The organism is Marinobacter sp., from assembly GCF_052094685.1.
Classification (GTDB): Bacteria; Pseudomonadota; Gammaproteobacteria; order Pseudomonadales; family Oleiphilaceae; genus Marinobacter.
Window position 1 is genome coordinate 1 of sequence record NZ_JBQDKB010000050.1, and the last position, 26,988, is coordinate 26,988.

The following is a 26,988-nucleotide window of genomic DNA, read 5'->3' on the forward strand; positions in this document are numbered from 1 at the left end:
TGTGAGTAATCATACACTCAAAGTCAGGTGGCCAGATTCACTATGCCACTACATTACGATTAGGTGCGTGAGTAGTGGTTGTTCTGGAGCTACTTCTTCATGAAAATGTGGCCAGAACTCCTTATCTCCCTCGGACGCCCTCCATCCCTTAATATCATTGACCTCGGAAAGACTTTCATAGGGATGTGAATGAAAGGTACCCACAAGCTCAATATTAGGCCAGTAATGCTCAAAAAATTCTTTCTTGCTGCGTAATGACTCAAAATTTGGGGCGACCCATTCGTTATGGCGATCTGCCGAAGTTTCCACTGTGACCATTGTGGCTATGACCTTAGCAGGTAGCGCACCCTTGGCTGGAACTGAATATCCCCAAAGTAGGCCAAACGTTTCAAGTTTGTCATAACCCTTTGATCGAAGAGTACTTCTATGATGAAATTTATAGGCCTCGATGGCAGTAGTAAATAATTGTGGGACAATGTTATCTTCTATGTAAGCAACATTTTTCATATTATTGATTATCCAAAAGATTTAATTACCTAAGTGATATTAAACGGCAACCAACCAATACTGCAACAACGTTTTGTATACCACACCATCGAATTCATCCGCTCGTCGTTGGAGATACACAGGACCTACGTTGGTGGTTAGTAGCACAGGCGACAAACTGCGATATTTTAGAGCCGCAGTGGTTGAGAAACGAGATTGAAAGTACGGTTGCGGAGAGTCTGGAGCGTATTCGCAGTGGCAAAATTGATAGTGCTTGAATCGGTTGGCGCTCGGGCACCATTCAAGGCTAGGGGAGAGTAAATGACGGAGCTTCCAGATAACCGACTGATCTTATTCACGCTTGGGCAGGGCACCGACCACGCGGGAAGGTTCTTTCACGACATTCTAGCCTTAGACAACTTCTGGCTGGAACACACCCATGACTACATTCAGTGGTTATTCCCCATTCCGGAAGCAGGCAGGTTCAATGGCTTTGCGCCAGTATTGGATAGCAGCACACAGGCGTGTTTTGAGGAAAACCCAAAGCTTCGTGAACAGCAGTCTCTTTCTCTCAACCGCATGCTCGATTTCTTCGGGCTGGTGCAAAACGGCATGGCCATTGAGCCAGCGCCCAATCTGAACCCTCAGGATCATCTCTGGCTGAAAACAGGTGGCCACAACCATTTGAGAATCACCCGGATGATTCGCAGCCTGCATTACTGCCATCAACCCAAACTTGCGGAACAGCTCCAGACTGCCGTTCTGACTTATGGCCCAACTCGCGGATATGTGGGCGAAGTCAGCTGTGAGTATTGGCGTAAAGCAACCGAGTAACGTGCTTTTTCCGAAACACCATAAAATTCACGGTGGAGCCAGTAGGGAAGGGCTTTAAAGCTCAAACGATATTGCTGAAATTTCTGTTCACTCATTTTCAAGCGACCATATATGTCGCAGGCAGGGCGTAGAATACGTGTATCGATTCTGGAGACCCGCCTATGCTGTTGTGGAACGAACTTATCAACGAAGCCTGCGAACTGGACCAAGACACGACTGCGTCCAAAGACGACTTAAAGCTGCTTCAGATTTATCTTTGCAGGCTTTATCTCACCCCCACCTACGAAAACACTCTGAGCTTGTTCAACGCTGAAGAAAACTTGGCATTTCTCGGTATAAAGCCACCGGAAGACGCCGACTCTTTGGGCACAAGGGCGCATCTGAATATCATACGCAAGCGGGAAAAAGCTCTGGTGTCGTCGCTAAAAGGCCGACCGAAACTGTCCTTTTCACCGCTTCTGGCGAGTTTGGTGAAGCTCCTAAAGCCCAACTTGGTGGAGACCAAGCTGTTGGTGTATGCACTGCTGCTGCTCAAACACCCGCAGGCGCAGCCGGTGCTTCGGGAGCTTGAGATCAATGAGTTCAACAACTCTGTAAATGCGCTTGCTAGAGCTTTGCGTGAGTCTCCTCGCACGGTTGCCTGGGCTCTCGATGATGATTCTATGCTGTGCCAGATTCGTTTGCTTGAAGCACCCAATCGATGTAGCGATATTTGGGATTTGGTGGAAGCGGGCCCGTTGCTAGGTCAGCTGGTAATGGCTACATCTGGCGGGGATAAAGACCAAAGTGAAAACGACATCGAGCAAATGCTGTTTCGACATGTTTGCCCGCCGGGACCAGAAGCGCTGCATCAACTCAGCGAGTTTCAGGGTGTGCCGGAATTACAGTTGATGCTCGATTACTTGCAGAGTGCACTCGCCACCAAGGCCAGAGGCAAAAACATCCTCCTTTATGGCAAGCCCGGCACAGGCAAAACCCAACTGGCCCGTGCTATGGCGGAAAAGCTGTCGGCCCCACTGTATGAGGTGCCAACCAAAGACGATCGCTCTGGTGCTATGACCGGCCGCATACGGTTGGACGCAGCCAAATTGGCTCAGATGTTTTTGGAAGATCGCCTAGGTGCGGTATTGCTGTTCGATGAAATGGAAGATGCCTTCCGAAAAACGGATGATCTGGCCAAAGGCTGGTTCAATCAGCTGTTGGAGGAAAATCAGGCGCCCGCGATCTGGATAAGTAACGACATCAGCGCTGTCGATGCCGCCTTCTTACGACGCTTTGATTTCATTTTTGAAATTAAAGGCTCGGGTACAGATCAGCAGGCTGAAAAGCTCGAACGCGATCTGTCCGCCTTGCCCGTTAGCCAAGCTTGGGTATCAGAAGCGGCCCGCACCTCGTGGATGACCCCGGCACTGGCCAAAAACCTACTGGAGGTCGCACAGTTTTTGCCCGCAAGACAGGTCATCCGCAACCAGCAGCGCCTTGAGACCCTGATGCACCATCGCCTATCAGTCATGGGCGAGCGCAAACCCGCAAAGTTATTGAACCCAAAACCAGAACAGAACTTCCCCGAATTCCGCCTGAAGTGGATTAACACCAAACCTACATTGACAAACGTGGAGCGCCTGGTTCGTAAAGAAGGCGCAGCCAAAGTTTGCCTATATGGCCCGCCCGGAGCCGGTAAAACAGCCTATGCTCAGGAGCTGGCCAAACGTTTGGGCAAACCATTCATATTGCAGTCTGGTAGCGATTTGTTGGATAAGTACATTGGTGAGACCGAGAAGAACATCGCCGCGATGTTCGATAAAACGGAAAGCACAGGTGCTGTTTTACTGCTCGATGAAGCTGACAGTTTTCTCTACAACCGGAGCATGGCTCAGCGCAGCTGGGAAGTCAGCGCCGTCAATGAATTCATGGTTCGGCTGGAGCGATTCGAAGGTGTCCTCCTGGCCACAACCAACCGCTTCGACAGCCTGGACAAAGCCATTTTGCGCCGCTTCCATCTCAAAGTAGAATTCGGGTATCTGAGCACCGACCAGCTGAAAGAACTCATTGAAGCCTGCGTGATGGACAAGAACAAAGCCCGCGCGCTGCGGCCTGATCAACTTTCGCAATTTGAGTACCTGACACCGGGTCTGGTGCGAGGAGCAGTTCAGGGCCTTCGCTTACGAGGTTTTAAACCGCGCACCGAACGGCTATTGGAGGCATTAAAAGCCGAGCAGAGCCAGCAGACCGATGGTGTTATTGGCCAACCAATTGGCTTTGTGCAGTGAGCAAGCCGAGGGCGTGTAAATGACAAAACAAGACCCGTTCAGGAAAGTTGGCAGCGCCTATCGGGTCGAGCTCAGGCAGCTGCCAGATAAGGGGAACTTCCTGCTCGATCGTATCTCAGTGTCCACCTTTTCATCGGAGCTTAAAACACTGATAGAAGGCCCATTAGCAATCACAGCTTCACCAGACAGGCCGGCATTGCTTGTGTACTCCGAGCTGAAATGGGACGAGTTACGCCCAAAAATTGAAGCTCTGCCCAATTCCAGTCAAGAGGCTAGGCGATTTAAAAGAATTACGCTGGGTAACGTCTCTTCGCTTGATGGATACGAGCCGGTAGCCATTCCCCAAACCTTGGCAAAACACGCATTTTTAGGCACATCAGTCATTCTCATCTCTTTTGATGATTTCTCTGCCGAGATATGGGATGAGCAACATCTGATTGATTTCTCGGGCTAGCCAATTATTCCAAACTCGCCTTGCCAAACGGGCTATGAATCATAAGGCGACGTCATCTGTCGCATCCTCGTTGCATAATTACCATCTCAATCAGGAGGGTCTTATGAACGCGCGCTTCACAGCACAACAAATTTCCAAGGCACTGTTCGACGTTGACCCTATGAACACCTGTTGCCGAGAAAACGATTGCTTCGATGAGTATGACTACGTTGCCGAAGCGGTTACAGAGAGGTTAGCCGAGGGATTGAGTCTCGACCACGCATTGGTCGAGGAAGTCTCGAATTGGTTTTTCGACGGCGCGCACTTCGATGTCAGTAGGTTGACCCTTGCGTTCAAACTACTCAGGGAGGAATAGCGATGATCGATAACTTCAAAACTGACCTGGTGGTTCGCGCCGCTGCAATTCCCCAGGAAGAACTCTTGAAAGCCATGGGTTATCAAAAGCCGACCTCCGCCAATCTCGAGCGCCTCCAGAATGTTCTGGAAAGCTCGGAATTTGGCCTGAATGAGAGCGGCTTTGACTTCAAGTTCAGTAGCGAAGGCTTCCTGAGAGCCCTGTGTGTGGTGCTTGGAATGGACATGGCGTTGACAGATCAGCGCATTACCCGCCTGCAAAAACGGTTAGCCGAAGAGAAATCTGCTTTCAAGCCCTACCTGTGGGTGGATACTGGATTCACGCGCAAAAGCCAGCCACTGTTTGCGCTCGCGGTATGTGAGCACCAGCGATACCTGCACTTTTCAAAAGGGTTCTGGCGCATGCCTCTCGACAGGCAGCTGGGCCGAGCACAGTGTACGGTTCGGGAACATGTCTACGAAACCGGCAGAACTCTTGGAATCTGGGGTGAGATCAAGCAGTATTGGTTTTACTACGAAAAAGACGCAGCCTACTTGTTAGCCCGCAACGGCGAAGTGATTGGGAAGCGTGAGGGGGCTGTTCCTAGTAGAGCTGAGCTAAGCCCGAACCTGAACGCAATCTCACCAGTAACCCGTGAAACCCAGCAATAATCGATGAAGGAAGCAGTATCGATGTACGACCTGATTGGAGATATTCACGGCTATGCCAGTGAGCTCAAAGCCCTACTGGCCAAAATGGACTACCAGGAAATTGGTGGCGTTTGGCAGCACCCCGAACGCAAAGTGATTTTCTTAGGCGACTTTGTTGACCGTGGACCTGAGCAGGTCGAAACCGTTCAAGTTGCCCGAAACATGGTCGAGAGTGGTAACGCTTTGGCGGTAATGGGCAATCACGAATTTAACGCCGTTGCCTGGGCCACGTCAGACCCGGAAAATCCCGGCGATTACCTTCGCCCCCACACAGCCAAAAACCAGGGTCAGCACCAAGCGTTTCTGGATCAGGTAGGTGAGGGAAGTGATCTACATCAGAGCATGATCGAGTGGTTTAAAACCCTACCGGTATACCTCGACTTGCCCGACCTGAGAGTGGTTCACGCCTGTTGGCATCCAAAGTATTTAAAAGCCATCGGCCAGTTTACGTATGATCAGAATCGGCTGTTACCAGAAGCATGGGAAGCCAGTAGTCGAAAAGGCAACTTGGCTTACGACACAATTGAAACCCTGCTTAAAGGACTCGAAATCCCTCTGCCACCCGGGCACTACTTTCTCGATAAAGACGAAAACAAACGTACCGATGTAAGAGCAAAATGGTGGCAAACCGAAAAGCTTACCTATCGTGACCTTGCCATGGTGCCTGGGTCTGAGATTGACAAAATTCCACACGAGCCAGTCGAGGCGGATATTCTTCCCGGCTATGATGGCGAAAAGCCGGTGTTTGTTGGCCATTACTGGCTTAAAGGCGAGCCTGCCCCGCTGAGCGACCACATAGCTTGTTTGGATTATAGCGTGGCGGGAGGCGGTCGCGGTGGAAAGCTCTGTGCGTATCGATTTGATGGTTGCCAAAAACTGGATTCTGGGAAGTTCATCTGGGTTGATGCGTAACTGCATGTAAAATATTGAAAAACGTTGTGTTTTAAGATGTTAAAAGCGACGTCAGCCAGCTAGAGTCTGATCCAAGTGAACTGTATCTATTTTCGCAGAATAATCTGCGTGGATGGACTTCTTTTGAGTCCGCCAATCCTAAGTTGAAATAGTGGCAGGAGCAGTTACTTACGGGGAGGGGTTATCGTCATTATTGGAACTTTCGATAACCATTTTCACCGTGGTGTGCATAACGCCCAGAGCGAATACTACTGGATACTTCCAGTTTACTGGCAAGACCTCGCTCAAAATAACGATGAAAAATATAATTAGAATAAATTTCAATTCACAGACCTGCTGGTTACCAAGTTTCGTTTTGAGCACATAGGTTTCCGCGACAATGCTCAATCCAGAGTCTAAGGCAGTGACGTAATCGGGCAAGGGATCGGGTACTACTGCCTGTGTGCTGCTCGCAAACATGTCTACAAAGTCGGTAGAACTATTGGCATCGAACGATGGATCAAGCAGTATTAGTTTTGCATAAAAAGAACGCTGCCTATTCGTTAGCTTGTAGCATCTTGGCGATAATGCTCGGTCGTGGGCTAAACGAAGTGAGTGGAGAGCTTGCGCAGCTCAATGACCTCACCGAGCATCTTGAAGATAGGTACAAGCGCCGAATTCAGAACAGTTAACGATTAACCAGGAAATCTAAATGGACTTTCTCAAGTTACTAATGCATTTGTTACCAGACTTTTCAGCACTAACAACAGATGCGCCTCAGGGTATCAGCACTCTTTTTTGGCTGGTAATAATGACGTTTTTTATTGTTGCCGTGATTGCAATTAGTCGGCACTTCTTGCGCTTTAAAAGTCGGCTTAGAATTCTGAAGAGCCTTCTTAATAGGCAAGATAAGGAAACGCTCGCGGCTAATCGAAGAGAGGTTTTGCAAAACGCTCTACAGCTCGAAAATGGCGAGGTTGGAAAGATCTGGCGAGAATTCGACGAGAGTCTCGTGATTTCGAGCGATCAAAAGTCCTTGTTTAATACTCTCGATGCCGACCACTTTTTTAATGCTCGAACCTTAGCCGCCGGGCTCACGGGTAGTCGTTTGCTTGCAGCAACTCCTAGTTTTCTGGTCGCTATTGGTGTTTTGGGCACGTTTGTAGGTCTTACAGTTGGCCTGAATGGTCTGGACCTCACATCAAATTCCGGCGTTACTGAGCTGCGCAGTGGTATCGACAGTCTTATTGATGGCGCTTCCGTTGCGTTCATGACATCTGTTTGGGGTGTGGGGCTCAGCCTTGTTCTCAATATTATTGAGAAATTTCTAGAGCGTTCAGCTCTCCAAGATATCCGGGCTGTGCAACAAGAAATAGACTTTCTTTATCCGAGAATCCCAGCGGAACAATCTTTGGTGCATATCGCTGATAGCAGCCGAGAGAGCAAGGAAGCGCTCCAGGAACTGCACGAACGAATCGGAGATCGGTTGCAGGAAAGTATTAAAGGCGTCAGTGACTCCATGGAAGAAGCATTCACGACTGCATTAAACAGAATAATGGCACCGGCTATTGAATCATTAGTTAGCAACGCCAGCCAGCAGTCCACACAGGTTCTGGAACGTTTGGTAGGTGATTTTGTTGAGGGTGTTAGTGGGGCAGCCAAAGGCCAAGGCACCATGCTTGAACAAGCCGCTTCAGATGTTAATGCAGCAGTGACGGGTATGAGCTCGCAGATGGAAGAGCTGTTTAGCAAATTCAGTGAGCAGCAGGCGACTCAAATTGAAAGCTCTAAACAGCAAGCAAGTCAGTTTGATGAGCAGATAACAATGGTGGCTGAGTCGACAGCAAATAGTCAAAAAGCACTGGATGAAAGATTTGATCAACTGATGGGGAGTTTTGCTGAGCGAGTTGAAAAGCAGCTTGAGGCGAACGAGGATCGCAACCAAAGGGCTTCTGAGATGGAGGGCCAGCGACAGAAGGAGATGGAGCAAAGCTTCGCCGGGATGACTGAAGAAATGATAAGTCGGCTTAACGCCCAAATCGAAGCAGCAGATGAAAGAGAAAACCTGCGGCAGGATCGCTTCAGAGCACAAAGCGATAAGACCACTGAGCAACAGCAAGAACTACTAACCAGCATCTCTGAATCTGTCAGGGTAACGCAACAGCAGAGTATTGAGTTGGCAACGCAGCATAGAGAAATTCTTGATCAGCTTAGTCAAGTTACAGAATCCATCTCGACTAGTAGCAAGCACATGGACAACAGCGCTAATCAACTCGGTATGTACAGCTCGCAAGTGCGCCAAGCCACCGAAATGCTGGGTGGCACAATGACCGAAGCCTTGTCTCGTATTAATTCTGCTGGGGAGCAGAGTACAGCGTTGGCTGAGCGCTTGAGCGAGCAGTCGCGATTGCTCGAAGACCTACAGAGAACTATTCGCGAGAGTATCGAGCAATATGGTAATGCGGCTAAGCTAACCAACGAAGGTTTTGGTGAGCTAAAGAGCCATCAACAGGAATGGCTCAGGTCCATTAAAAATGAGTTCAGTGGATTGTCCGAAAATATGGCCCAGCAGGTTTCGGATATCGAGAAACAAGCAGAGTCCTGGCTGTCATCCTATTCTTCGCAAGTGAATCAACAGGTCGAAGACCGGATGGAAAAATGGAATAGCACCTCCAGAGATTATGCGGACACTATGCACCGAGTTGTTCATAGTATGAATAGTCTGCTTGATGAGCTGGAGGTTCGTTAATGGCGTTGCTGCGTGGCCAGAAGTCTGTAGCTGTTGATGAAGAGAATCCATACTGGATGTCATTCTCTGATGTCATGTCTGGGCTCCTCGTGATCTTCATCTTGGCTTCCGTGATTCTGATACTTCAGCTCATGGAACTTCAGGAGCAGGCAGAGCAGGAGCGTGAGCGGTTGCAAGAGCAAGTAGTTGAGGTCGAAGAAGAGATTTCCATGCTTCGAAAGGCAGAAGAGGTCAGACGCAGCATTTTGACGGAAGCTGCAGAAATTCTTCAAAAGCGTGGAATACAGGTAGAGGTCAGCGAGAACAGCACGGTTCTTCGAATTCCGAATCAGTTGCTTGGGTTTGATACTGGCGCAGATAAGATCGGCCGCCAATATCAAGAAACAGCCTATGAAATTGGTGAGGTGCTGCATCACTTGATTTCTAAAGATGATCGGTCGGAATATCTGGATACAGTTTTTGTTGAAGGCCACACCGATAACCGACCTTTCTATGGCAAGCTGTGCGGAGCCAAAGGGAACTGGTGTCTTTCCACATTCCGTGCAATTTCCCTTTGGCAGTTTTGGGAACAGGCTCTTCCAGAGAGAGAGAAGCTTGGGGAGCTTAAGAATGGTGAGAGTAAGACGTTGTTTTCTGTTAGCGGTTACGCAGAGACTCGCCCTGTTGTTGAAAACCAGAAAACAGAGTCGGACTTCAGCAAGAACAGACGAATTGATATCAGATTCACGATCCGGCGTCCGAGCAGTGCGGATTATGAAAGAGTTCGGGCGAAAGTGGACCTACCGCAATGAAATTGCCCCAGTTGCCAGCGTTACACTTTGAGTGGCCAGACCATGTAGTGGAAGATTGGAAGCGAATATTAGCCGATGCCGACAAGCTTGAACAAAAGGCGGGCGGGGGTGATGTTTTTGAGGCTATGTGCAAGCGTTTACGCACAGCTGTAAATCTCAATGATTTAACTGATTTGTTCAAAGCGCTGGATAAGAGGCTGGGCGCCCGTGCTCTTACCTGGCTATGGAACAATGAAAGCGACATTCTGAAAAAGAGTTGCAGAGTATCTGTGGTCAATGAGTTGTTGCAGGCGCAGCAACCGCGGCTAACTCGAACGACGTTCCTCCAGCTTTGTCAGCTCTATTTTCAGGAGTTTGATCAGCTGAAGCTCTTGGATGAGAACCTGTTCGAATGTATCGAGGCAGCTATCCAAGCTCAAGTTTTAAAGATGTCCCCGGCGCCGCGAACAGGTTTTACTCAGGACCCTATCACTTCTATCCAAAACAACGTTGACTGGCTTATTAACCTTGAAGGCCCGGCAAGGTTTGCTGAGAAGGTTCGCGAGAGCGGCGTGGAGCTAGAGGGGCGTTTCAAAGATCTTGGTCTGGTTGGTTACGACTCAGGCCGATACGGAGAGATTTGTCGAGCAAATTATTATATCAACACTCTGAAAGGTGTGGAGCTGGGGCAGTGGGATCCTGTATTTGATGAGCTACTGAAACCCTCTGTAAGCAAAGCGCCTTTCAAGGACGGGAAGCGCATTGGGCATGCTGCCCTAGAGATATTGATCGATCGTGCTGGAGCAGAAATAACGGAAGCGTGGCAAGATTTTGTGATCGGTATAGCGGGCGACCCACGAATTCACAGTTCGGCTCGTAGCTACCAAGAGTGGTGGAAACCTTTAGGTGATGCCCGCATCGAGAAGGTTAGAGGATGGCTCTCCAGAGAAGATCTTAAGCTCTTTTTGCAGGCTCTCGAACAATACGGAGTTGAGAGTGGGAAAGCAGATCTGAAAAGGATGTTCCCCGCGAGGAAGCGATTCCTTGAGGGCTTATATAATCAAAAACTCATTCGAAATACCCGGTTAATGCTGGGACGTTCTGCGGAAGGGGTTGTGAAGAGGCTGCTTGGTAACGAGATTAAGACGAACTTTGCCACCCTTGAAGGGCAGCTCTCCGATAAAGCAATTATCTATCTGGATTGCGGAGATTTTTATCTCGTTGAGGGGTCCCATAGTTTTAGGATTTGGGTATATCTGGCTCCGCCTGGAAAGATGGTCACATCCTATGACTTTTCTTCCTTTTCCCATGGTGACCTAACCCACACCACTCCTGCTCAGTATCAGGCCATGTATCAACTTCCCTATGAAGCGGTAACACATAATGGCCCGTGGCAATCTAAAGTCATCGACTTTTTGGCAGAGCATGGGATTGAGGTGGATGTTGAATCACTGCTGACTCCTGTGGAATATCGAGGTTACCTCGCGCGCTATGGCGTTCCGGTCGTTAAATCAACGAAAGTTCAGGTTCCTTCGCCAAGTGAATTGCCTGGGCATCTGGAAAAACGCCCACCTCGACAGGCACCAGAACGGCCGGTTTCAAGGTCCAGAAACGTGTTTGGTCAAAATCGTCAGAACAGTGCAATAAGTCAATTTTTACATCGGAAAGTTGCAGCATCAGAGGCACGACAGAGTGTTGTGGGCTCTCCGGAACGTCCTAGAGAGAAACAGCGTGGCAATATTGATCACTTATCTTCGCAACATAAAGAAGTGCTTCGCTATCTTGCAAACGACCCAAATACCAGAGCGCGGTATGTTGCAACTTTATTGAACATTCCATTAAAAAAACTATCGGCAATGTTTTTTGGGCCGTTGGCCCCCTATGTCCGCAGAAAAGATGATGAAACATGGGTGATAGCACCCGAGTATAGGGATAAGTTCAAATAAATAACGAGGACACACATGGGCTTTATTGATTTGTTACGCTCAATGGTCTCTGGCGAGAAAGAAAACATCTCCGGCCAGCCTGGTTTTCAACTTCGCGCTGACTCCGCCGGATTACTTTTTTTCGTTGATCTCCAGAAGTTCACAGAGCTAAAACAAGGCAAAGGCCCTGCACTCAAGAAAATGCAGCTGATTGCCCTGCGTATGCTTGAGGAACAAGGCTTGGCACTGCCCGTGGCTAACGGTTACCACGTTAGTGCGGAAAACATTGCAGGGCTGGACGACGAACAGGCAGAAGTTCTCAAGTTACCTGAAAGATTTTCAGGGAGCTTTTCCGCCGACATATCCGGGCGAACCGGTAATAGTGGGTTTCGAGTTCATGCAGCAGCAACTGTTGACGGCCAGACAGCTCCCTTCACACGAAAAGGTCCCTTCCTTTGTTTAACGTCCACAGAAGTATATCGGCTTACACAGGCTGAGCTCTTCGCACTGACTGCGCTGGAACATCACCAGCGGTTGACTCCGGAAGAGCGAGGTGAAGGCGAAAATTTGCGTTTGATGGCCAAGCTTCAAACAGCGCAACGCAACGGTATGGCACTTGATTTGGGGCATTTTCAAAAGTTGGATGTGTCGGTTCCTGAGGGTGTCGGTGTTACTGCGACCAGAATGCCTGATGGTAGCCTCTTTTTGAGCCCTAGCCTTGGCGACGGCACGTCACAGGAGGAGTTAAGTCGGCGTTGGGATCAGCTGGACTTTGACGCAACAAGCGGCGGCGCTCTTCGTATCGGTAAGAGAGTTGTTCTGCTTGAACCAGAGAAAATAGAAGCCGTTAAAGAGGTGCTTGGCAATCGGAGAATCCCTGCGGATAAGGTTCAGGAATTTATCGAATCCCCAGGTGCGTTTTTAGATGCCACGCTTGTTAATCTCGAACTTGGTTTTTCCATTAGAGTCGAAGGCGTTGGCAAGCTTCAGCACATGGAGTTTGGCGAGACAGATGCAAAACAACAGGACTGGTTTGCTCTCGATAAATTGCCAGCACCACCCGAGGCGTTACCCAAAGTTATTCAATCAGAAGAAGAGCTAGCTCAGTTTCAAGAGGAGGCAAATGCTGCCTGGGGGCAGGGCGCAGAAACAATTGCCTTTGGCGGTGAAGTTTTTGATATTTCTGATAAGGACTCAGTTTCAGCGCAGCTTGATAAAATTGGCCACAATCTACGAGATCCTGATTTACAAGACCGTGTAACCAGTGATGACCTACCTGAGAAAAAAGAGAAGCTTAGTCTCATACTGAAAGATGCAGCGGAGCTTCGTGAGGAGCTTAAGCAAAAAGCCAGCGATGCATCGAACAATGCTGAGCCAGACTGGACTCAGTACGCAAGAGAACCGTTCCCGCATCAAAAGGAAGGCATCTTATGGATGCTGGGGTTGATTGAGCGTGCCCGAAAAGAGCAAACAAGCGACCTTTACCGCTTGCAGGGTGCACTGCTTGCAGATGATATGGGATTAGGAAAAACCTACATGGCCTTGGTCGCAGTAGGCGAATATCTGCGACGTCAGAAAGCCGCAGAGAAGCAGCAAAAACCAATATTAGTAGTGGCGCCGCTCAGCCTACTGGAGAACTGGGAAGATGAGGTGGCAGTTACCTACAATGGCATTCCGTTCAAAGATATTGTTGTATTGCAGTCTGGTCGAGACTTAAAAAAGTTCCGCGTACAAGGGGAAAAGCGCGAAGCTGCACAGATGGCTGAGATTCTCGACAACGATGACATTCTAGATGAAAGCGCAATCCGCTATGCGCTGCACATTGGGCCGGATGCAGGGGCTAAACGGCTTGATCAAGAACGAAGGCTAGTTCTTACAACGTATCAGGCACTGCGAGACTACCAGTTTTCTCTGTGCCGTATTGACTGGGGTATGGTGATTTTTGACGAAGCACAAAACATCAAAAACCCTAATGCTTTGCAAACCCGTGCTGCTAAAGGCCTAAAAGCCGACTTTAAATTATTGGCAACCGGCACTCCAGTCGAGAATAGCTTAGGTGATTTTTGGTGCTTGGTAGATACAGCGCAGCCAGGCTTACTTGGCGACTGGAAAACCTTCCGAGATACATGGATAAAGCCTATTCTTGCGGCCGATGAAGACAGCAGAGATGAGGTGAGAGCCTCACTAGGTCAGGGCCTCCGCGACGCTGTTGGCTCGTTTATGCTTCGTCGTGTTAAGGAAGACCAGCTGAAAGGCCTGCCTGCCAAAACCATTCGTTGCGGCGTTCCGCAATCAGATCGTGGCAACTTGGTATACACACCAACCTTAACAAGCACAATGAAGGGCCTGCAGCTCAGTGCCTACGAAGACGCTTTAAAGGGGTACCGTGAGCAGCAGGCAACGGAAGACATGCGAGGTAAGGCGTTGTCTGTGCTACAACACCTGAGAGAAATATCGCTTCACCCCCGTCTACGGCAAGAAACCGAATTGATGACAAACAGTGCAAGCTCGGCGAGGCAGGTTATGGGTGAGTCCGCAAAGCTGACTGTGCTCCTCAACACGCTTGATTCCATCAAGAGCCGCGGTGAAAAGGTAATCCTGTTCATGGTGACCAAGCGACTGCAGCGACTTCTAAAATTGTGGCTTGATCAAATCTACGGGCTGGACATAGCAATCATTAATGGTGACACCGCTGCAGTACCCAAAAAATCTGACGTGTTGAGTCGCAAGCAGCTCATTACACAGTTTGAGGCAGTCTCTGGCTTTAACGTCATCATTATGTCTCCTGTTGCAGCCGGTGTTGGTCTGACAGTGGTTGGTGCCAACCACGTAGTGCATCTGGAACGGCACTGGAACCCGGCCAAAGAAGCACAAGCTTCTGATCGAGTTTACCGAATAGGGCAAAAAAAGCCGGTCAGCATTCATTTGCCGGCGGTTTTACATCCTGAATACGATGCATTCGATGTGCATTTAGATAGGTTGCTTCGGGGTAAGCTCATGCTTAAGGAGGCGGTGGTAACACCAGAAGCTGTGTCTGAAAGCGAAGTGATGAAGTCTATGGGTTTATAATTACGTTGATGTTCGACGATTCTGTTAGGGAGGCGGTTTTAGAGTGTTCTTGAAGGTTTTAATGAGAAATTAAATTAAGAGGCTGCATAGGTAATTCCTGTTTTTTTAAAGTGCGTATTTTATATATTATTTTCGAATTTAATAATCTTTATTAAGGGCTGTTGTATGAAATTAATTTTATCGTTTTTTGTTTTTCTAACTTCGACTTCTGTTTTTGCAAACAGTTGCGATAATCCAAGAGATGATTTTGATGGTCTGTACTGTCTGAATAAAATATATCAAGAGGCTGACAATGAACTAAATATTGCTTATAAGAATTTACGGAGTTTTCTCACAAGTTCAGAAAAGCAAAAATTAAAAAATACCCAGGTATCTTGGATCAAAGAGCGAAACTCTAAATGTAGCTACAGAGCGGACAATGATTTTTATGTAAGCTTGAGTTGTGCGAATGCCACGACCATAAAGAGAACCAATACTCTGAATGATCGTATTAGAGAGTGCAGGGCCACTGGTTGTCAGTCAAGTAAATTGTGAATTCGAACTAACCCAGGCTATATTCCTTGGGCCGTCGTTGACGTAATTCCCATAGATTTCTAGTGGGGGGTGCGTTCCATTCCACCTTTGACAGATTCGGGAGTTGTAACCACCTCCTAGAATTAATGCCTCTTCTGCTGAGGGCATAGGTCGAAAACCATTATTATCCAGAGAGCTCGAAAGGTAAAGCGAGCCCGGGCAGTTAAAAATAAAATTCAAAACCGGTGTAATAAATTTCTGTATTGGTTAGCAAAAACTCGGGCTGAAAACTGCTTTATTGTGGTAGATGAGGCCGTCAGTTCCGATCTGAAAAAATGAGCATACAAGTCGGTTCATGGCGACAGCAGTTTGCAAATAACGCATTTTTCCGACATTCATACCCATATTCAGCTCGGGCCAAACAGTTCTTGGTAAGAACACCATTCAGTAAAGCTGGCCTGTAAAACAGGTCTCAAAACGCTGTTGAGAATTATAGCTGCAGCCGCGGATGATATGTTGATCCAGCCGGAATTGTGGTGTCATATGTGATAAATTGTGGCACTAATGTGAATTATTGTGCGAAATCTTACGCCATAGTGGTCAGTTGTGATCTGTTCGTCCATTATTACACATACTTTTAACCTGAAGGAACAGACTCTTATTATGCGCCACTATTGTTTTTTGTTTCTGTTTTTCCTTTACTCGGCAACCACTCTGGCTGCCGCTGCCCAGCAGTCGCTTTGCTCGTCGCCTGGTTGCGTTAGCGAAGCGCAGCTATCGCTGGTGCAAAAAGAGCTGGTGGGTAAGCCGCTGCTAGACGAATATGCCGAGGGCCGTGGCCGCGCCGAGATTCGTTTCCCGCTGGAAACTCAGCCAGATGTAAGTACTGACCTGCGACCGTTTATTCAGGTGGTAGAGATACAGACCGGTTCAAAGGTCGCCTTTGGTGTGCTTACCCGCGATAAGGAATTAAGGATCACCGGCCTGGAGCCGGTAACGAAGTATAAAGTGAGCTTCCGTAAAGGCTTGCCCTTTCGCGGGGCAGGTAGCCTGGGGCAGATGCAGACATTTGAGATAACCACCCCGGCGCTGCGGGACAGCCTTAGTATTACCAATGGCAGTGGTGTCGTCATGGTGCCAGCCGGCAGGGCGCCGGCGTTGCAGGTGCATGCTGTTGGTTATCAGCGAGTTCAGGTGACAGTGCAGGCTCTTTTGCCGGCGGTAGCTCGACGTTTGCTGGAGTCTGAACAGCTCAGTGAAAAGGATTATTTCGATAACGGCGACAGCAAGCTTTTGTATCAGCATGTGCTGGAGCTCAGCCCCAATTTGTACGGCGAATCAACTCTCAATATAAATCTAAGCAAAGTTGACGTGCCGGCCGGTTCCGCTTATCTGGCACGAGTATCCCCCTGCAGTGACGATGACTGCAAGCTTAGCCGCTATCGGCGCCACAACGACCAGCAGGTGGTGGTTCTGCATTCCCGTTACGCTTTCTCTGCCCTAGTCGCCGATCGCGAGGCGTTGGTGTCTATGCGCGACTTTGATAGTGGAGATTTGATCACCCATGGCCGTATCGAATTACTAGCGAAAAACTCCGAATCTCTGGGAGTGTTTGCCATCCAGTCTGACGGCTATGCCCGTGTTCCGAACGCGCTGATGCGCGGGGATGGTGGCTCGGCACCGGCACTTTTGATCAACAAAAACGACGGTAACCTGAGTTATTTGTCCCTTCATGAAGCGCCGTTGTCGCTGGCGCAGTTACCGGTAGACGGTGCTGATACCGCGATGCTGGGTGATGGCTATTTGCGCACAGAGCGTGGTGTTTACCGTGGCGGTGAAACGGTGTATTTCAGCGCCATCGCGCGGGAGTCGGACCTAGCGCCCATGGCAAAACAGAACTTCACGCTGAAAGTGGTACGTCCGGACTCCAAGGTACTGACCACCCAACCACTTACTAGCGATCGAAATGGGCTCATCAGCACGGAGGTTGTATTAGGGGCAACCGCACATAAGGGGCGTTACAAAGCTCTATTGTTGCTGGGCGACATTCGCCTTGCACGCACCAGCTTTCAGGTTGAAGACTTTGTACCGGAAACGATGGAAGTGAAGGTCGCCGGTCTACCCACATTTGCTGCGATTGATCAGCCCTTGGTGTTTTCCACCCAAAGCCGATTCCTGTTTGGCGCTCCCGGTGCTGATAGGCCGATCTCCGTTCAGTTGCGCGCGAACCCGACGCGAACACCTTTTGAGGGCTTCGAGGGCTTCGAGTTCGGGGGCCTTGATGATAACCATCAGCAGCAGGCTCTATTGGATTCGCAAACCCTGAAAACATCAGAAGCAGGAATTGCAGATTTCGAATTCAACGCCAGCGCATTTGAGCCCCTTACCCACAGCGCGTTGCCCCAGAGGGTGAGCATCGCGGTGGAGCTGGAAGAAATTTCGGGCCGGGTCACTCGCCATAGTGAATCAGTGCTTGTGGCCACTCAGCCTAGTTGGGTCGGTGTAAAACCTATGGAGGCTCGAAGGTGGTACGGCCGAGAGAGCGCCCCGGAATTTTTACTGACCAGTGTTGATACGATTAACAGCCAGCCTACATCGGAAACTGTGCGTTGGCAGTTGATTGAAGAAGAATGGGATTACTTCTGGACTCGCAGTGACAATGGCTGGGACTACCGCGTTGAATACTACGAGCAGGGTGTGCGCGCCAGCGGGACCGTGGTTGTCAACGTCGATAAAAATAACGGACAGGCCATCTTGACACTGCCCGCCTTGAGTAACGGCCGCTACAAATTGGAGCTATTGCCAGAAACCGGCCAACCAACTCACACTCGCCTACAAGTAGGTTGGTGGAGCACCTCTGGTGCAAGCGCGGCGGTGCCCGATATGTTGGACGTTGCCGTGTCTAATCCACAGCCTGATGCCGGAGACAGTGTGAGTGTAACCGTCGAGGCACCCTTTAACGGTACAGTGGAAGTAATGCTGGTAACAGATAAAGTGCTCAGTGTGCAGCAGGCAGTGCTGATGGATCGCAAAGCTAGCGTTACGGTTGAAGCTCCAGAGGGTGCGAGCCAAGCCTATGTGCTTGTAAAGGCCTATCGTAAGGCGCCCGCCGGTTCAGCAGGTGCCGCCCGGGCGGTGGGCGTGGCTCACTTTTCCATCGAGCCTGAGCGCTTTCGGCGTGTAGCTAATCTGGACCTGCCAGAATTTGTTCGCCCAAACCACCCGTTGCGGTTAACCGTGAATGTGCCGAATGCATCTGATGGCGCTAGCCTGGTGGTGACGGCGGTGGATCTGGGTATTCTGAACTTGACCCGACACCCGAAGGCGACTGCGTTTGAGTGGTTTACCCGCAAACGTAGCTTTAAGGTTGACTTGTTTGATCCTTATGGTTTGGTGTCGCGACTCAGCGACGACATTGCCGGCACTAATCTGGTGGTGGGTGGCGACGAAGCCGCGGCCGACCAGCCTAGCCGAAAAACTTTTTTTGAAACCATCGCCCTACAAAGCAAAGTGGTGGAGGTGCAGAATGGTAAAGTCGAAGTTGAGCTTGATATTGGCCAGCTTAACGGCCGTCTGCGCTTGGACGTGACCGGCTCTGACGGTCGTCGTTCTATCCAGGTCAGCGATGAGTTGATTGTGCGTGAACGGGTTGCTGTTACCTCATCGGTGCCGCGAACCGTCACTAAGGGGGATCAGTTTCAGGCCGGAGTTGGGCTGACGCTCACGGAAGGCGAAGCACAAAGCGCTACGCTGGAATGGTCGGTTTCGGGCCCGTTTGAGTTGCAGCAAGTTCGCAGCAAGGTGAACTGGAGCGCCGCCGGTCAGACCCTCGAAGCTGCGGTACCGGTGAAGGTAACCGAACACGGAGAGGGTACTATCGGTATGCGTTTGATACTTTCTGGCGGCGTTGAACAAACCTACAGTTGGCCGCTTGTCGCGCGCCCTGGTGGGTCATTGGTTACCCTGACCTCAACCTTTGAGGTGGCTCCCGGGATTACAACGGAGATACCTCTTGATTTGCTTTCAGCGCTGGATGAGGGCAGGGCAAGTTTATCGGTCAGCCGTTTCCCGTTACCGGATCGAACGGCGTTAGCAGCGGGATTGTCGCGCTACCCTTATGGCTGCTTGGAACAAACGGTTTCCCGTGCATTCCCGTTGATTGTGATGGATCAGCAATTGGCCACTCGCGGTAAATTCTCCGAAGCACGCCAACGGTTGGGCAAAAGCTACCGTCGCATAGCGGATCTACAACGCTCATCTGGCCTTTTCAGCATGTGGAGCGACGGCGGCGATTCGGAAGAGTGGCTGAGCCTTTACACATACGAGTTTCTGCTACACCCAGTGCCCGAGGGCATATTCGACAGCGACGAAACCCAGCGTCTTGATCGTCTGCGCCAACAAATGTTGAAAGATATGGCGCCACATTTGTCGCGTTTGGCTCGTTCGAGTAATACTGCGGTCAAAGTGTATGCGCTGCTGCTGAATGCCCGCGAAGGCACCGTCGATGTGGGGGAACTTCGTTACTTGCTTAGTCAGGCTGATGAATTGACCATGACTAGCGCTTCCCAACTAGGCATGGCGTTTAGCCTGCTGGGCGACAAACTCCGGTCCGAACAGGCCTTTGCCATGGCAGCGCAGCTAGACGGCAAAAGCTACAGCTATTCCACTTATGCCACCCCAGTTCGCCACCGGGCAGCATTGGCCCGTTACAGTGCTGAAGCCGAATCATATACAGCGGAAGCGGCGCTGTCGGAGATGACCACCGCGGTCAATAGTGACCCTTGGCTGAATACTCAGGAAAAAGCTTGGGCTTATTTAGCTACCGAGGCTGCCCACGCCAGTGCAACGCCAGACAAGGGCGCGTGGTCACTGAGTCCGGTGCTGAATGAAATGGACCTGACAAAAGATGACAACGGCCTGAGGCTTAGCAACCATTCCGACAGCCCGTTGCATCTGTCACTAGTTGCCACAGGGCATCGTGCCGAAGATTTAAAATCCTGGAAACTGCCGCAAGCCATAGCAACATTATTACAGGGTAAGGCCGAGATAAAACCAACCGACGTCGGCTTGATTCAGAAGCTTTACGTCGTGGGCTCTGATATGGAGCTGCGGGAGGCCCAGCGCAAAGGTGGAGCGGTAGATCTACAGCAGGGAGAGCTTTTGATCAGTATTGTAATTGCAAAAATAACCCAAAAACATGCTGGTGGAGAGTGGCTAATCGAGCAGAAAGCCGCTGGTGGGCTGGAAATTGAAAACCCGAACTTGGGCGGCCTCAGCGCAGAAACTCTATTTGAACTACTGAATGTGCCCTGGGACTCAAAAAATCGTGCGCATTCACTTTACCTCGATGACCGATTCACCCAGATCATGACACCGCACTACCGTTTTGGTAAAAATGACCGATTGCAGTCGGTTTCAGTGTGGCGTGCGGTCACTCCCGGAAACTACCGGATGCCTGCGACCTACATGGAAAACATGCTGAACCCTTCGTTGAATGCGTCAACCGAAAGTGTGCGCATCAATGTTACGGCCAAATAGCGCGATAAAGCGCCGTTGGCTGGCGTTGGTTGCCACGGTGTTTATTGTAGGAGGGCTGCTGGCGCAACCGGCGATGCAGTGGGCGGCTTTGCCTATGGATCGCCTGCATCAGCAAAGCCTGGTGCTGGCGGACAGACAGGGCCACTGGTTGCATGTGCGCCTTCTGGGCGACAGCTATAGGTTACATCCGCAGGGTGAAATCAGCCCGGTCTATATCAACTTGCTGCTGGCTTACGAAGATCGGCGCTTTTATCAGCATCTGGGCATTGATCCGTTCGCAATAGGTCGGGCAACTTTGAATAATCTGCGACACGGTAAAGTGGTGTCGGGCGCGTCTACCTTGTCCATGCAAGTTAGCCGGCTGTTGCGTCCGCACTCGCGCACGCTGACAGGCAAGGTACGCCAGTCTGCGGGAGCGCTCTGGCTGGAAGCTAACTATTCAAAACAAGAAATTCTGCACGCCTACCTGACACTCGCTCCCTTTGGCGCAAACGTTGAAGGCATAGAAATGGCCAGTCGCTACTGGTTCGACAAGCCGCCGACCGTGCTGTCCCACGCCGAAGCCGCGTTGCTGGTAGCCTTGCCCCAGCGTCCAGCCAGGCATCGCCCTGATCACTTTCCCAAGCTGGCCCGCGAGGCCCGTGATCGGGTGTTGCGCAAGGGCTATGAAAGCGGCCTGTTAAGTCATGATGAATATGTCGATGCAACGCTGAGCCCGCTGCCGGCTAAGTCGGTGAGTTTTAGCCAGCTAGATCATCATCTGGCAGATCGGGCGATGGCCCGCGAATTGTCCGGGCTAGTTGTGACAACGTTGGACGGTGTCTTGCAACGCAGCCTGAACGCCATGAGCGAGAACTGGGTGCTGCCTCTCGGTGTAAATTTGTCCGCACTAGTGTTAGACCGAAATGGCGCGATGATCGCACATTTGGGTTCACAAGATTATTTTAACGCCCGTGCGAGTGGTGCAGTGGATTTCAGTGTACAGGCCCGCTCGCCTGGGTCGGCTCTGAAACCCCTAATATACGCCTTTGCCGAAACTGCGGGGGTGTTGCGTTTTGAAGAAATCTACGACGACAAACACACTGATTTCGGTGGTTATACGCCGGATAACTTCGATCACAGCGAAAAGGGCCAGCAGACTTTTGGTGATGCATTAACTCGATCCCACAACCGTGCAGCGGTCGAGGCTCTTAAGCGGCTATCACCTGCGGTGTTTGAATCCGAACTGCGAGCCCGTGGTGCAACCCTGTATGGCGATATTGGTTTGCCGATTGCGATCGGTGGTATTGGCCTTACCTTAGAAGATCTGGCAAGCCTATACACCGGTCTGGCTCACGGTGAGCAAAGTACCGAGGCTTACTGGCTAAAAGGTACTGCCCCGGTGACTCGACCGCTGAATGGCCGCAGTGCAGCTCGCACCACTTACCACTTGCGCCGCGTGGCGTTACCGGGGAACAGAGCGCGTTCGGCAACACTCAATGATTTTGCCCTGAAAACCGGCACCGGCCCGCGCGGCAGTGATTCGTTGTCACTGGTTTATACCCGCGACAACGTGATTGCGGTGTGGGTGGGAAGTCCGGACAACGCCGAACTACCCAGCCATACCGGCTTGCAAACCGCAGCCCCTATTGCGTTGGCGATCCTGGATGCATTGGGGGCGTCACGACCACCGCTGTCACTAGCTTCGGGCCCAGCCGTAAAGCCAGACGCATTACGCCGGCAGAGTATGAAAGTTGTGTTCCCTGCGGACGGAGATGAGCTAGCGTTCCCACCGGGTCGAGATGCCATACGTCCTCGCCTGACCGGAGCAGAGTACCCGGTAAGCGTGGTGCTGAATGGGCAACAGGTGATTACCCTAGAATCACCGCGGGAACTGCTTCGTTTTCCATCGGCTGGCTTCTGGACTGTGAATATTCAGGATGCTCTTTCGCAGCATGCAAACTTGAAGCTGCGAGTGCATGGTTATGATGAAAGTGGACAGTAAAGAACGGCGTAGGAGTACATGGCCTGAGAGTTCACGAAACCTTTCTGTTCTCTGGAAAACCTGCTGAAAGGGCTTAAGGTAAGCCTTAAGGCCTGATGCTTCACTCTGTAGATAGCTCAATAATAATCGCTGTGTGTACAACTAGTTCATTTATGCAAATAACTAACAAATCAAACAGTTAAATAACAAGTTTTTACAGCCCCTCCCTTCCACTTTGCACCAATCTGACGCATCATCCTAATCATAACTAAATTGTAATTTCGTACACAGCGACATCGGATGTCGGGTTCCACGGTTAGTATCCCGCCCGAATCGATAGAAGTCGCCGCGGAATCTCTCAGGGGCAAGGAATGGAAGCACTCTACGCACCAGGTGCGCGCGTTGTAATACGGGATTGCGAATGGATCGTCCGCAGGGCCGATCCCAGCGATGATGGGGGTTACATTCTCACTGTCGATGGCCTGTCTGAACTGGTGAGCGGCAAAAGCGCCCAGTTTCTGACCCAGTTGGAAGAAGCCGCCGGTGCCATTCGCGTATTAAACCCAGCCGCAACCCGCTTCGAACAAGACATGAGCCCCGGCTTTGAGAAAAGCCGCCTGTTTATCGAAACTCAGCTCCGACAGATTACCCCTGCGGACGATCGTATTCACCTTGGCCATCATGCGGCCATGGACCCGGTTCCATACCAGCTCGATCCAGCCCTGCAGGCATTAAAGCAAAATCGTCAGCGCATTTTGATCGCCGATGCCGTGGGCCTGGGTAAAACCCTGGAAGCCGGCATCCTGATGACGGAGCTTATGCGCCGGGGCAGGGGCAAGCGCATTCTGGTGCTTACGCTCAAAAGCATGATGACCCAGTTCCAGAAGGAAATGTGGAACCGCTTTACAATCCCGCTCACCCGGCTTGATTCCGCGGGCCTGCAGCGGGTGCGCAATAACATCCCGGGCAACCACAACCCGTTTTACTATTACGACAAGTCGATCATCTCCATCGACACCCTCAAGCAAGACAACGAATACCGTCGCCATCTGGAGCAGGCCTATTGGGACATCATCGTTATCGATGAAGCCCACAACGTGGCCGAACGTGGTAGCAGTTCTCAGCGTGCGAAGCTGGCACAACTGCTGGCCGGCCGTTCAGATACGTTAATCATGCTCTCCGCAACGCCCCACGATGGCAAGGCGCGCAGCTTCGCCAGCCTGATGAACATGCTAGACCCCACGGCCATTTCCGATCCGGACGACTACGCCAAAGAAGACTTCCGCGACAAAGGCCTGGTAATCCGTCGGTTCAAGAAAGACATCCGTGATCAGGTGCAGCAGGAATTCAAAGAGCGGGTCGTGAATGACATCTATCTGGATGCCTCACCGGAAGAAGAGGCGGCTTACCAGGCTTTGCTGAATGTGCCGTTCACTTATCGTGGTGAACATAATGCTGAGCGCAATGGCCAGCTGGTGCGAATCGGTCTCCAGAAGTCTATTTTCAGCTCGCCGGCGGCCGCTCAGATCTCAGTCGAGCAACGCATTAAAAAGCTGCAAAACAAAGAGGAAACCAGCGAAGACGAGCATCAGGAGATTGAAGCCTTAAGCAGTCTGTTGCTGTCCCTCCGCAATGTGGATACGCCTCACTTCAATAAATATCAGGAACTGTTGAAGCTGCTGAACAGCAAAGATTTTGGCTGGAAGAAAACCGATACCAAAGACCGCTTGGTCATCTTCAGCGAGCGCATTGAAACCCTGAACTGGCTGCAGAGCCAGATGATGGGCGACCTCAAGCTGAAAGACGACGCCGTACAAATCCTGCACGGCGGCATGAGCGATATCGAGCAGCAGGAAATCGTCGAAGCCTTCGGTAAACAGGAAAGTAAACTGCGCGTGCTGCTCTGTTCCGATGTAGCCAGCGAAGGCATCAACCTGCACTACCTGTCGCACCGGTTGGTGCACTTTGATTTGCCCTGGTCGCTGATGGTGTTCCAACAGCGCAACGGCCGGGTGGACCGTTATGGCCAGACAAAGACGCCGATCATCACCTACCTGATCAATCGTAGCGAAAACCCCACGGTGAAGGGCGATCAGCGCATTCTCGAAATCCTGAAAGAGAAAGACGAGCAGGCCTACAAGAACATCGGCGATCCGGCCACCTTCATGAAAGTGCACGACTCGGATGAGGAAGAGGGCCTGACGGCAGATGCCATGGCCACCGGTACTCAGGCAGAAGATTTCGACCAGCAATACCAGCCGGATGACAGCAACGAAGGCGATGATCTTCTGGCCCTATTCCTCAACCCCGAGGCGGCACAACCCAAGACAGAAGAAGAGGCTGAACAGAACACCGCGGAACGCTACAGCCTGTTCCCCAGTGATTACGAATTTGCCCGCCAGGCGTTGGAAGCCATCAACCGCGATCGTAAACAGGTGAACTTCACAGCGAATAGCGAGAAGCAAACTCTCTCGCTAACACCGCCGGACGATCTTAACTACCGGTTCCGCTTTCTGCCATCAGAAATCAACCCGGAAAACGGCAGCCTAGTGCTCACGGCCGACAAAGCCCGTTTTGAAGAGGAAATCCGCCGTAGCCGGCAGGACGAAAACGCCTGGCCCAAGCTTCACTATCTCTGGCCACAGCACCCGGCCATTCAGTGGCTGGAAGACAAACTGCTGGCCCAGGTGGCCCGCCACAGCGCGCCGGTTTTGGCCTTGGCGAATACCGAGCAGGTGAACGCCACTCTGCAACCGGGCGAAAGCGTGTTTCTGGTCAGCGGCTTGATCCCCAACCGCAAAGCTCACCCGGTCATTTGGCAATGGTTCGCCATTCGCTGCATGAATGGTTCCGTGCTTGGCGTGGAAAAGGCCCAAGAGTGGCTGCAGCAATTGCAGCTGGACACCAGGCTGCCCAACCGGGCCCAGCCCATCAACGTGACTGAGCTGGAGGCCATGCGCAGTCCGGTAATTGATGCCGCAAAAGTCGAAATGGCGCAATATCAGCAGGTTTACACCGCCGCGACCCAACCGGAATTGACGCAGCAGCTTGCGGAGCTGGAGGCCCTGAAAGGCCGGCAGGTCAGCCAGTTGGATTTTCAGTTTGAACGCTCCGCCCAGGCTGAGCATTTCAAGGCCGCCAAAAAAGAAGAACGCCTGAGCCGAATCGAGCGGGTTTTTAACGAGTACGAAACCTGGGTGCAGGACACCCTCACCATTGAGCCGGTTCCGTTTATACAGATCATCGCCGTGTTTACCCGGGAAGACGACTAAACGCCCGGGTAGGGCAAAGGAGTATTACCAGATGGCCGTTCAGGATACCGCTGCCACGTTCATTGGACTGACCAACGAAAACGAATTCTTTAGCGCCCATTACCTGGCAGAAGTTTTCCAGGGCGACTTTGCCGATACCATCAAAGACTGGGATGCTCGTGAAGAAGCTGCTAAAGAAGAGGGGCGCGATTACACCACGCCTCAGCGTGCCCTGCGGAATCTCAACCAAAGTTACTTCGCTCTGCGGCACAGGCTCAAAACCGAGCGCAGTGCAGCCGAGCGAATTCGGCTTCAGCGCGACTTCTTCAAAGATCTAACCTCGGTACTGGGTATTCCTTATCAGCCTGAAAATCGTGAGGTGGCCCCCAACACCGAACTGCCGGTGCTTTCCGCTCTCGGTGACCAGCTCTGGGTGCTCGGCGCGCTGGATGCAAACAACGAGGGTGAAGACCCTCTGTCCCTGAAACTGCACAGCAACCAGTTCTTCGGCCCCGGCCCGCACCACGACAAACTCAAAAACACCGACTGGTACAGCATCCTCAACGAGGCCGTTTTCCGGCAGGACAATCCACCGCGATGGGTGCTATTGCTGTCCGACCGGCAAGGCATTCTGATCGACCGGTATAAGTGGTCGCAGAACCGCATGCTCCGCTTTGATTGGGAAGAGATTCTCGGCCGCCGCGACGATAAAACCCTCAAGGCCACTGCGGTTCTTTTACACGGGGAAAGCCTTGCGCCCGAGGAAGGCCAATGCCGTCTCGACAGCCTGGACGAAAACAGCCACAAGCATGCCTTCGCCGTATCCGACGATCTCAAATATGCCCTGCGGAACGCCATCGAATTACTGGGCAACGAAGCCGCCGAACAACTCATTGCACAGGCCCGGGACCGCAAGGAAGGCATCTACAGCGGCAGCAACGCCCTGGATGCCGACCAGCTTTCTAAAGAGTGCTTGCGCTACATGTACCGCATACTCTTCCTGTTCTATATCGAAGCGCGCCCTGAACTCGGTTATCTGCCGGCTGAAGACGAAACCTGGCGCATGGGGTATAGCCTGGACAGCCTGCGTGACTTGGAAAGCGTACGCCTGACCACTGAGGAAAGCCGCCGAGGCGAGTATTTTCATCAAAGCCTGCAGCGCATGTTCAGCCTTATCTCCTGGATTCAAGTATTAAGTGCAGCACCGCTCGTATCCAAGCCTCCTGAGTAT

16 protein-coding genes and 1 pseudogene are annotated in these 26,988 nt (G+C 51.2%); 16 read left to right on the top strand and 1 reads right to left on the bottom strand.

The window, feature by feature from the left end; genetic code table 11:
* Window positions 1–48: 48 nt before the first annotated feature.
* Window positions 49–507 (bottom strand): hypothetical protein, encoded by a 459-nt coding sequence (locus ACTH3S_RS11200; protein ID WP_441809093.1) that lies wholly within the window; start codon window positions 505–507, stop codon window positions 49–51.
* A gap of 92 nt (window positions 508–599) precedes the next feature.
* Between ACTH3S_RS11200 and ACTH3S_RS11205 the strand changes: the two genes are divergently transcribed.
* From ACTH3S_RS11205 to ACTH3S_RS11280, 16 genes and pseudogenes are all read left to right on the top strand, one after another.
* A complete protein-coding gene (locus ACTH3S_RS11205; RefSeq protein ID WP_441809107.1) occupies window positions 600–764 on the top strand; it encodes a hypothetical protein in 165 nt (54 codons plus the stop codon).
* 43 nt (window positions 765–807) lie between these two features.
* Window positions 808–1,320, top strand: a complete 513-nt coding sequence (locus ACTH3S_RS11210; RefSeq protein ID WP_441809094.1) for an opioid growth factor receptor-related protein — start codon at window positions 808–810, stop codon at window positions 1,318–1,320.
* 161 nt (window positions 1,321–1,481) lie between these two features.
* Window positions 1,482–3,590, top strand: coding sequence for an AAA family ATPase (locus ACTH3S_RS11215; protein WP_441809095.1), 2,109 nt, complete (start codon window positions 1,482–1,484; stop codon window positions 3,588–3,590).
* Window positions 3,591–3,609: 19 nt separating this feature from the next.
* Window positions 3,610–4,044, top strand: a complete 435-nt coding sequence (locus ACTH3S_RS11220) for a division/cell wall cluster transcriptional repressor MraZ (protein WP_441809096.1) — start codon at window positions 3,610–3,612, stop codon at window positions 4,042–4,044.
* A 103-nt stretch (window positions 4,045–4,147) separates the two neighbouring features.
* Window positions 4,148–4,399 carry a hypothetical protein gene (locus ACTH3S_RS11225; RefSeq protein ID WP_441809097.1) on the top strand — a complete coding sequence of 84 codons (252 nt, stop codon included), beginning with the start codon at window positions 4,148–4,150 and terminating at the stop codon, window positions 4,397–4,399.
* A gap of 2 nt (window positions 4,400–4,401) precedes the next feature.
* Window positions 4,402–5,049: a hypothetical protein gene (locus tag ACTH3S_RS11230; RefSeq protein WP_441809098.1), complete on the top strand. Its 648-nt coding sequence runs from the start codon at window positions 4,402–4,404 to the stop codon at window positions 5,047–5,049.
* 3 nt (window positions 5,050–5,052) lie between these two features.
* Window positions 5,053–6,000, top strand: a complete 948-nt coding sequence (locus ACTH3S_RS11235) for a metallophosphoesterase (protein ID WP_441809099.1) — start codon at window positions 5,053–5,055, stop codon at window positions 5,998–6,000.
* A 691-nt stretch (window positions 6,001–6,691) separates the two neighbouring features.
* Window positions 6,692–8,728, top strand: a complete 2,037-nt coding sequence (zorA, locus tag ACTH3S_RS11240; RefSeq protein ID WP_441809100.1) for an anti-phage ZorAB system protein ZorA — start codon at window positions 6,692–6,694, stop codon at window positions 8,726–8,728.
* 8 nt (window positions 8,729–8,736) lie between these two features.
* Entirely contained in the window at window positions 8,737–9,519 is a 783-nt protein-coding gene (locus ACTH3S_RS11245) for an OmpA/MotB family protein (RefSeq protein ID WP_441809108.1), read from the top strand.
* Window positions 9,516–11,444 (top strand): EH signature domain-containing protein, encoded by a 1,929-nt coding sequence (locus ACTH3S_RS11250; protein WP_441809101.1) that lies wholly within the window; start codon window positions 9,516–9,518, stop codon window positions 11,442–11,444. The genes ACTH3S_RS11245 and ACTH3S_RS11250 overlap by 4 nt, the downstream gene beginning before the upstream one ends.
* A 15-nt stretch (window positions 11,445–11,459) precedes the next feature.
* Entirely contained in the window at window positions 11,460–14,492 is a 3,033-nt protein-coding gene (locus ACTH3S_RS11255) for a DEAD/DEAH box helicase (protein WP_441809102.1), read from the top strand.
* Between the two features lie 165 nt (window positions 14,493–14,657).
* Complete coding sequence (locus ACTH3S_RS11260) at window positions 14,658–15,026, top strand: lysozyme inhibitor LprI family protein (RefSeq protein ID WP_441809103.1); 369 nt, start codon at window positions 14,658–14,660, stop codon at window positions 15,024–15,026.
* A 642-nt stretch (window positions 15,027–15,668) separates the two neighbouring features.
* Window positions 15,669–20,543 carry an alpha-2-macroglobulin family protein gene (locus ACTH3S_RS11265; RefSeq protein WP_441809104.1) on the top strand — a complete coding sequence of 1,625 codons (4,875 nt, stop codon included), beginning with the start codon at window positions 15,669–15,671 and terminating at the stop codon, window positions 20,541–20,543.
* Entirely contained in the window at window positions 20,527–22,527 is a 2,001-nt protein-coding gene (locus ACTH3S_RS11270; protein ID WP_441809105.1) for a transglycosylase domain-containing protein, read from the top strand. The genes ACTH3S_RS11265 and ACTH3S_RS11270 overlap by 17 nt, the downstream gene beginning before the upstream one ends.
* A 350-nt stretch (window positions 22,528–22,877) precedes the next feature.
* The gene (locus ACTH3S_RS11275; protein ID WP_441809106.1) at window positions 22,878–25,778 is read left to right on the top strand and encodes a helicase-related protein; all 2,901 of its coding nucleotides are present in this window, start codon (window positions 22,878–22,880) and stop codon (window positions 25,776–25,778) included.
* A gap of 31 nt (window positions 25,779–25,809) precedes the next feature.
* A pseudogene (locus tag ACTH3S_RS11280) lies at window positions 25,810–26,988 on the top strand (hypothetical protein); the annotation flags it as partial.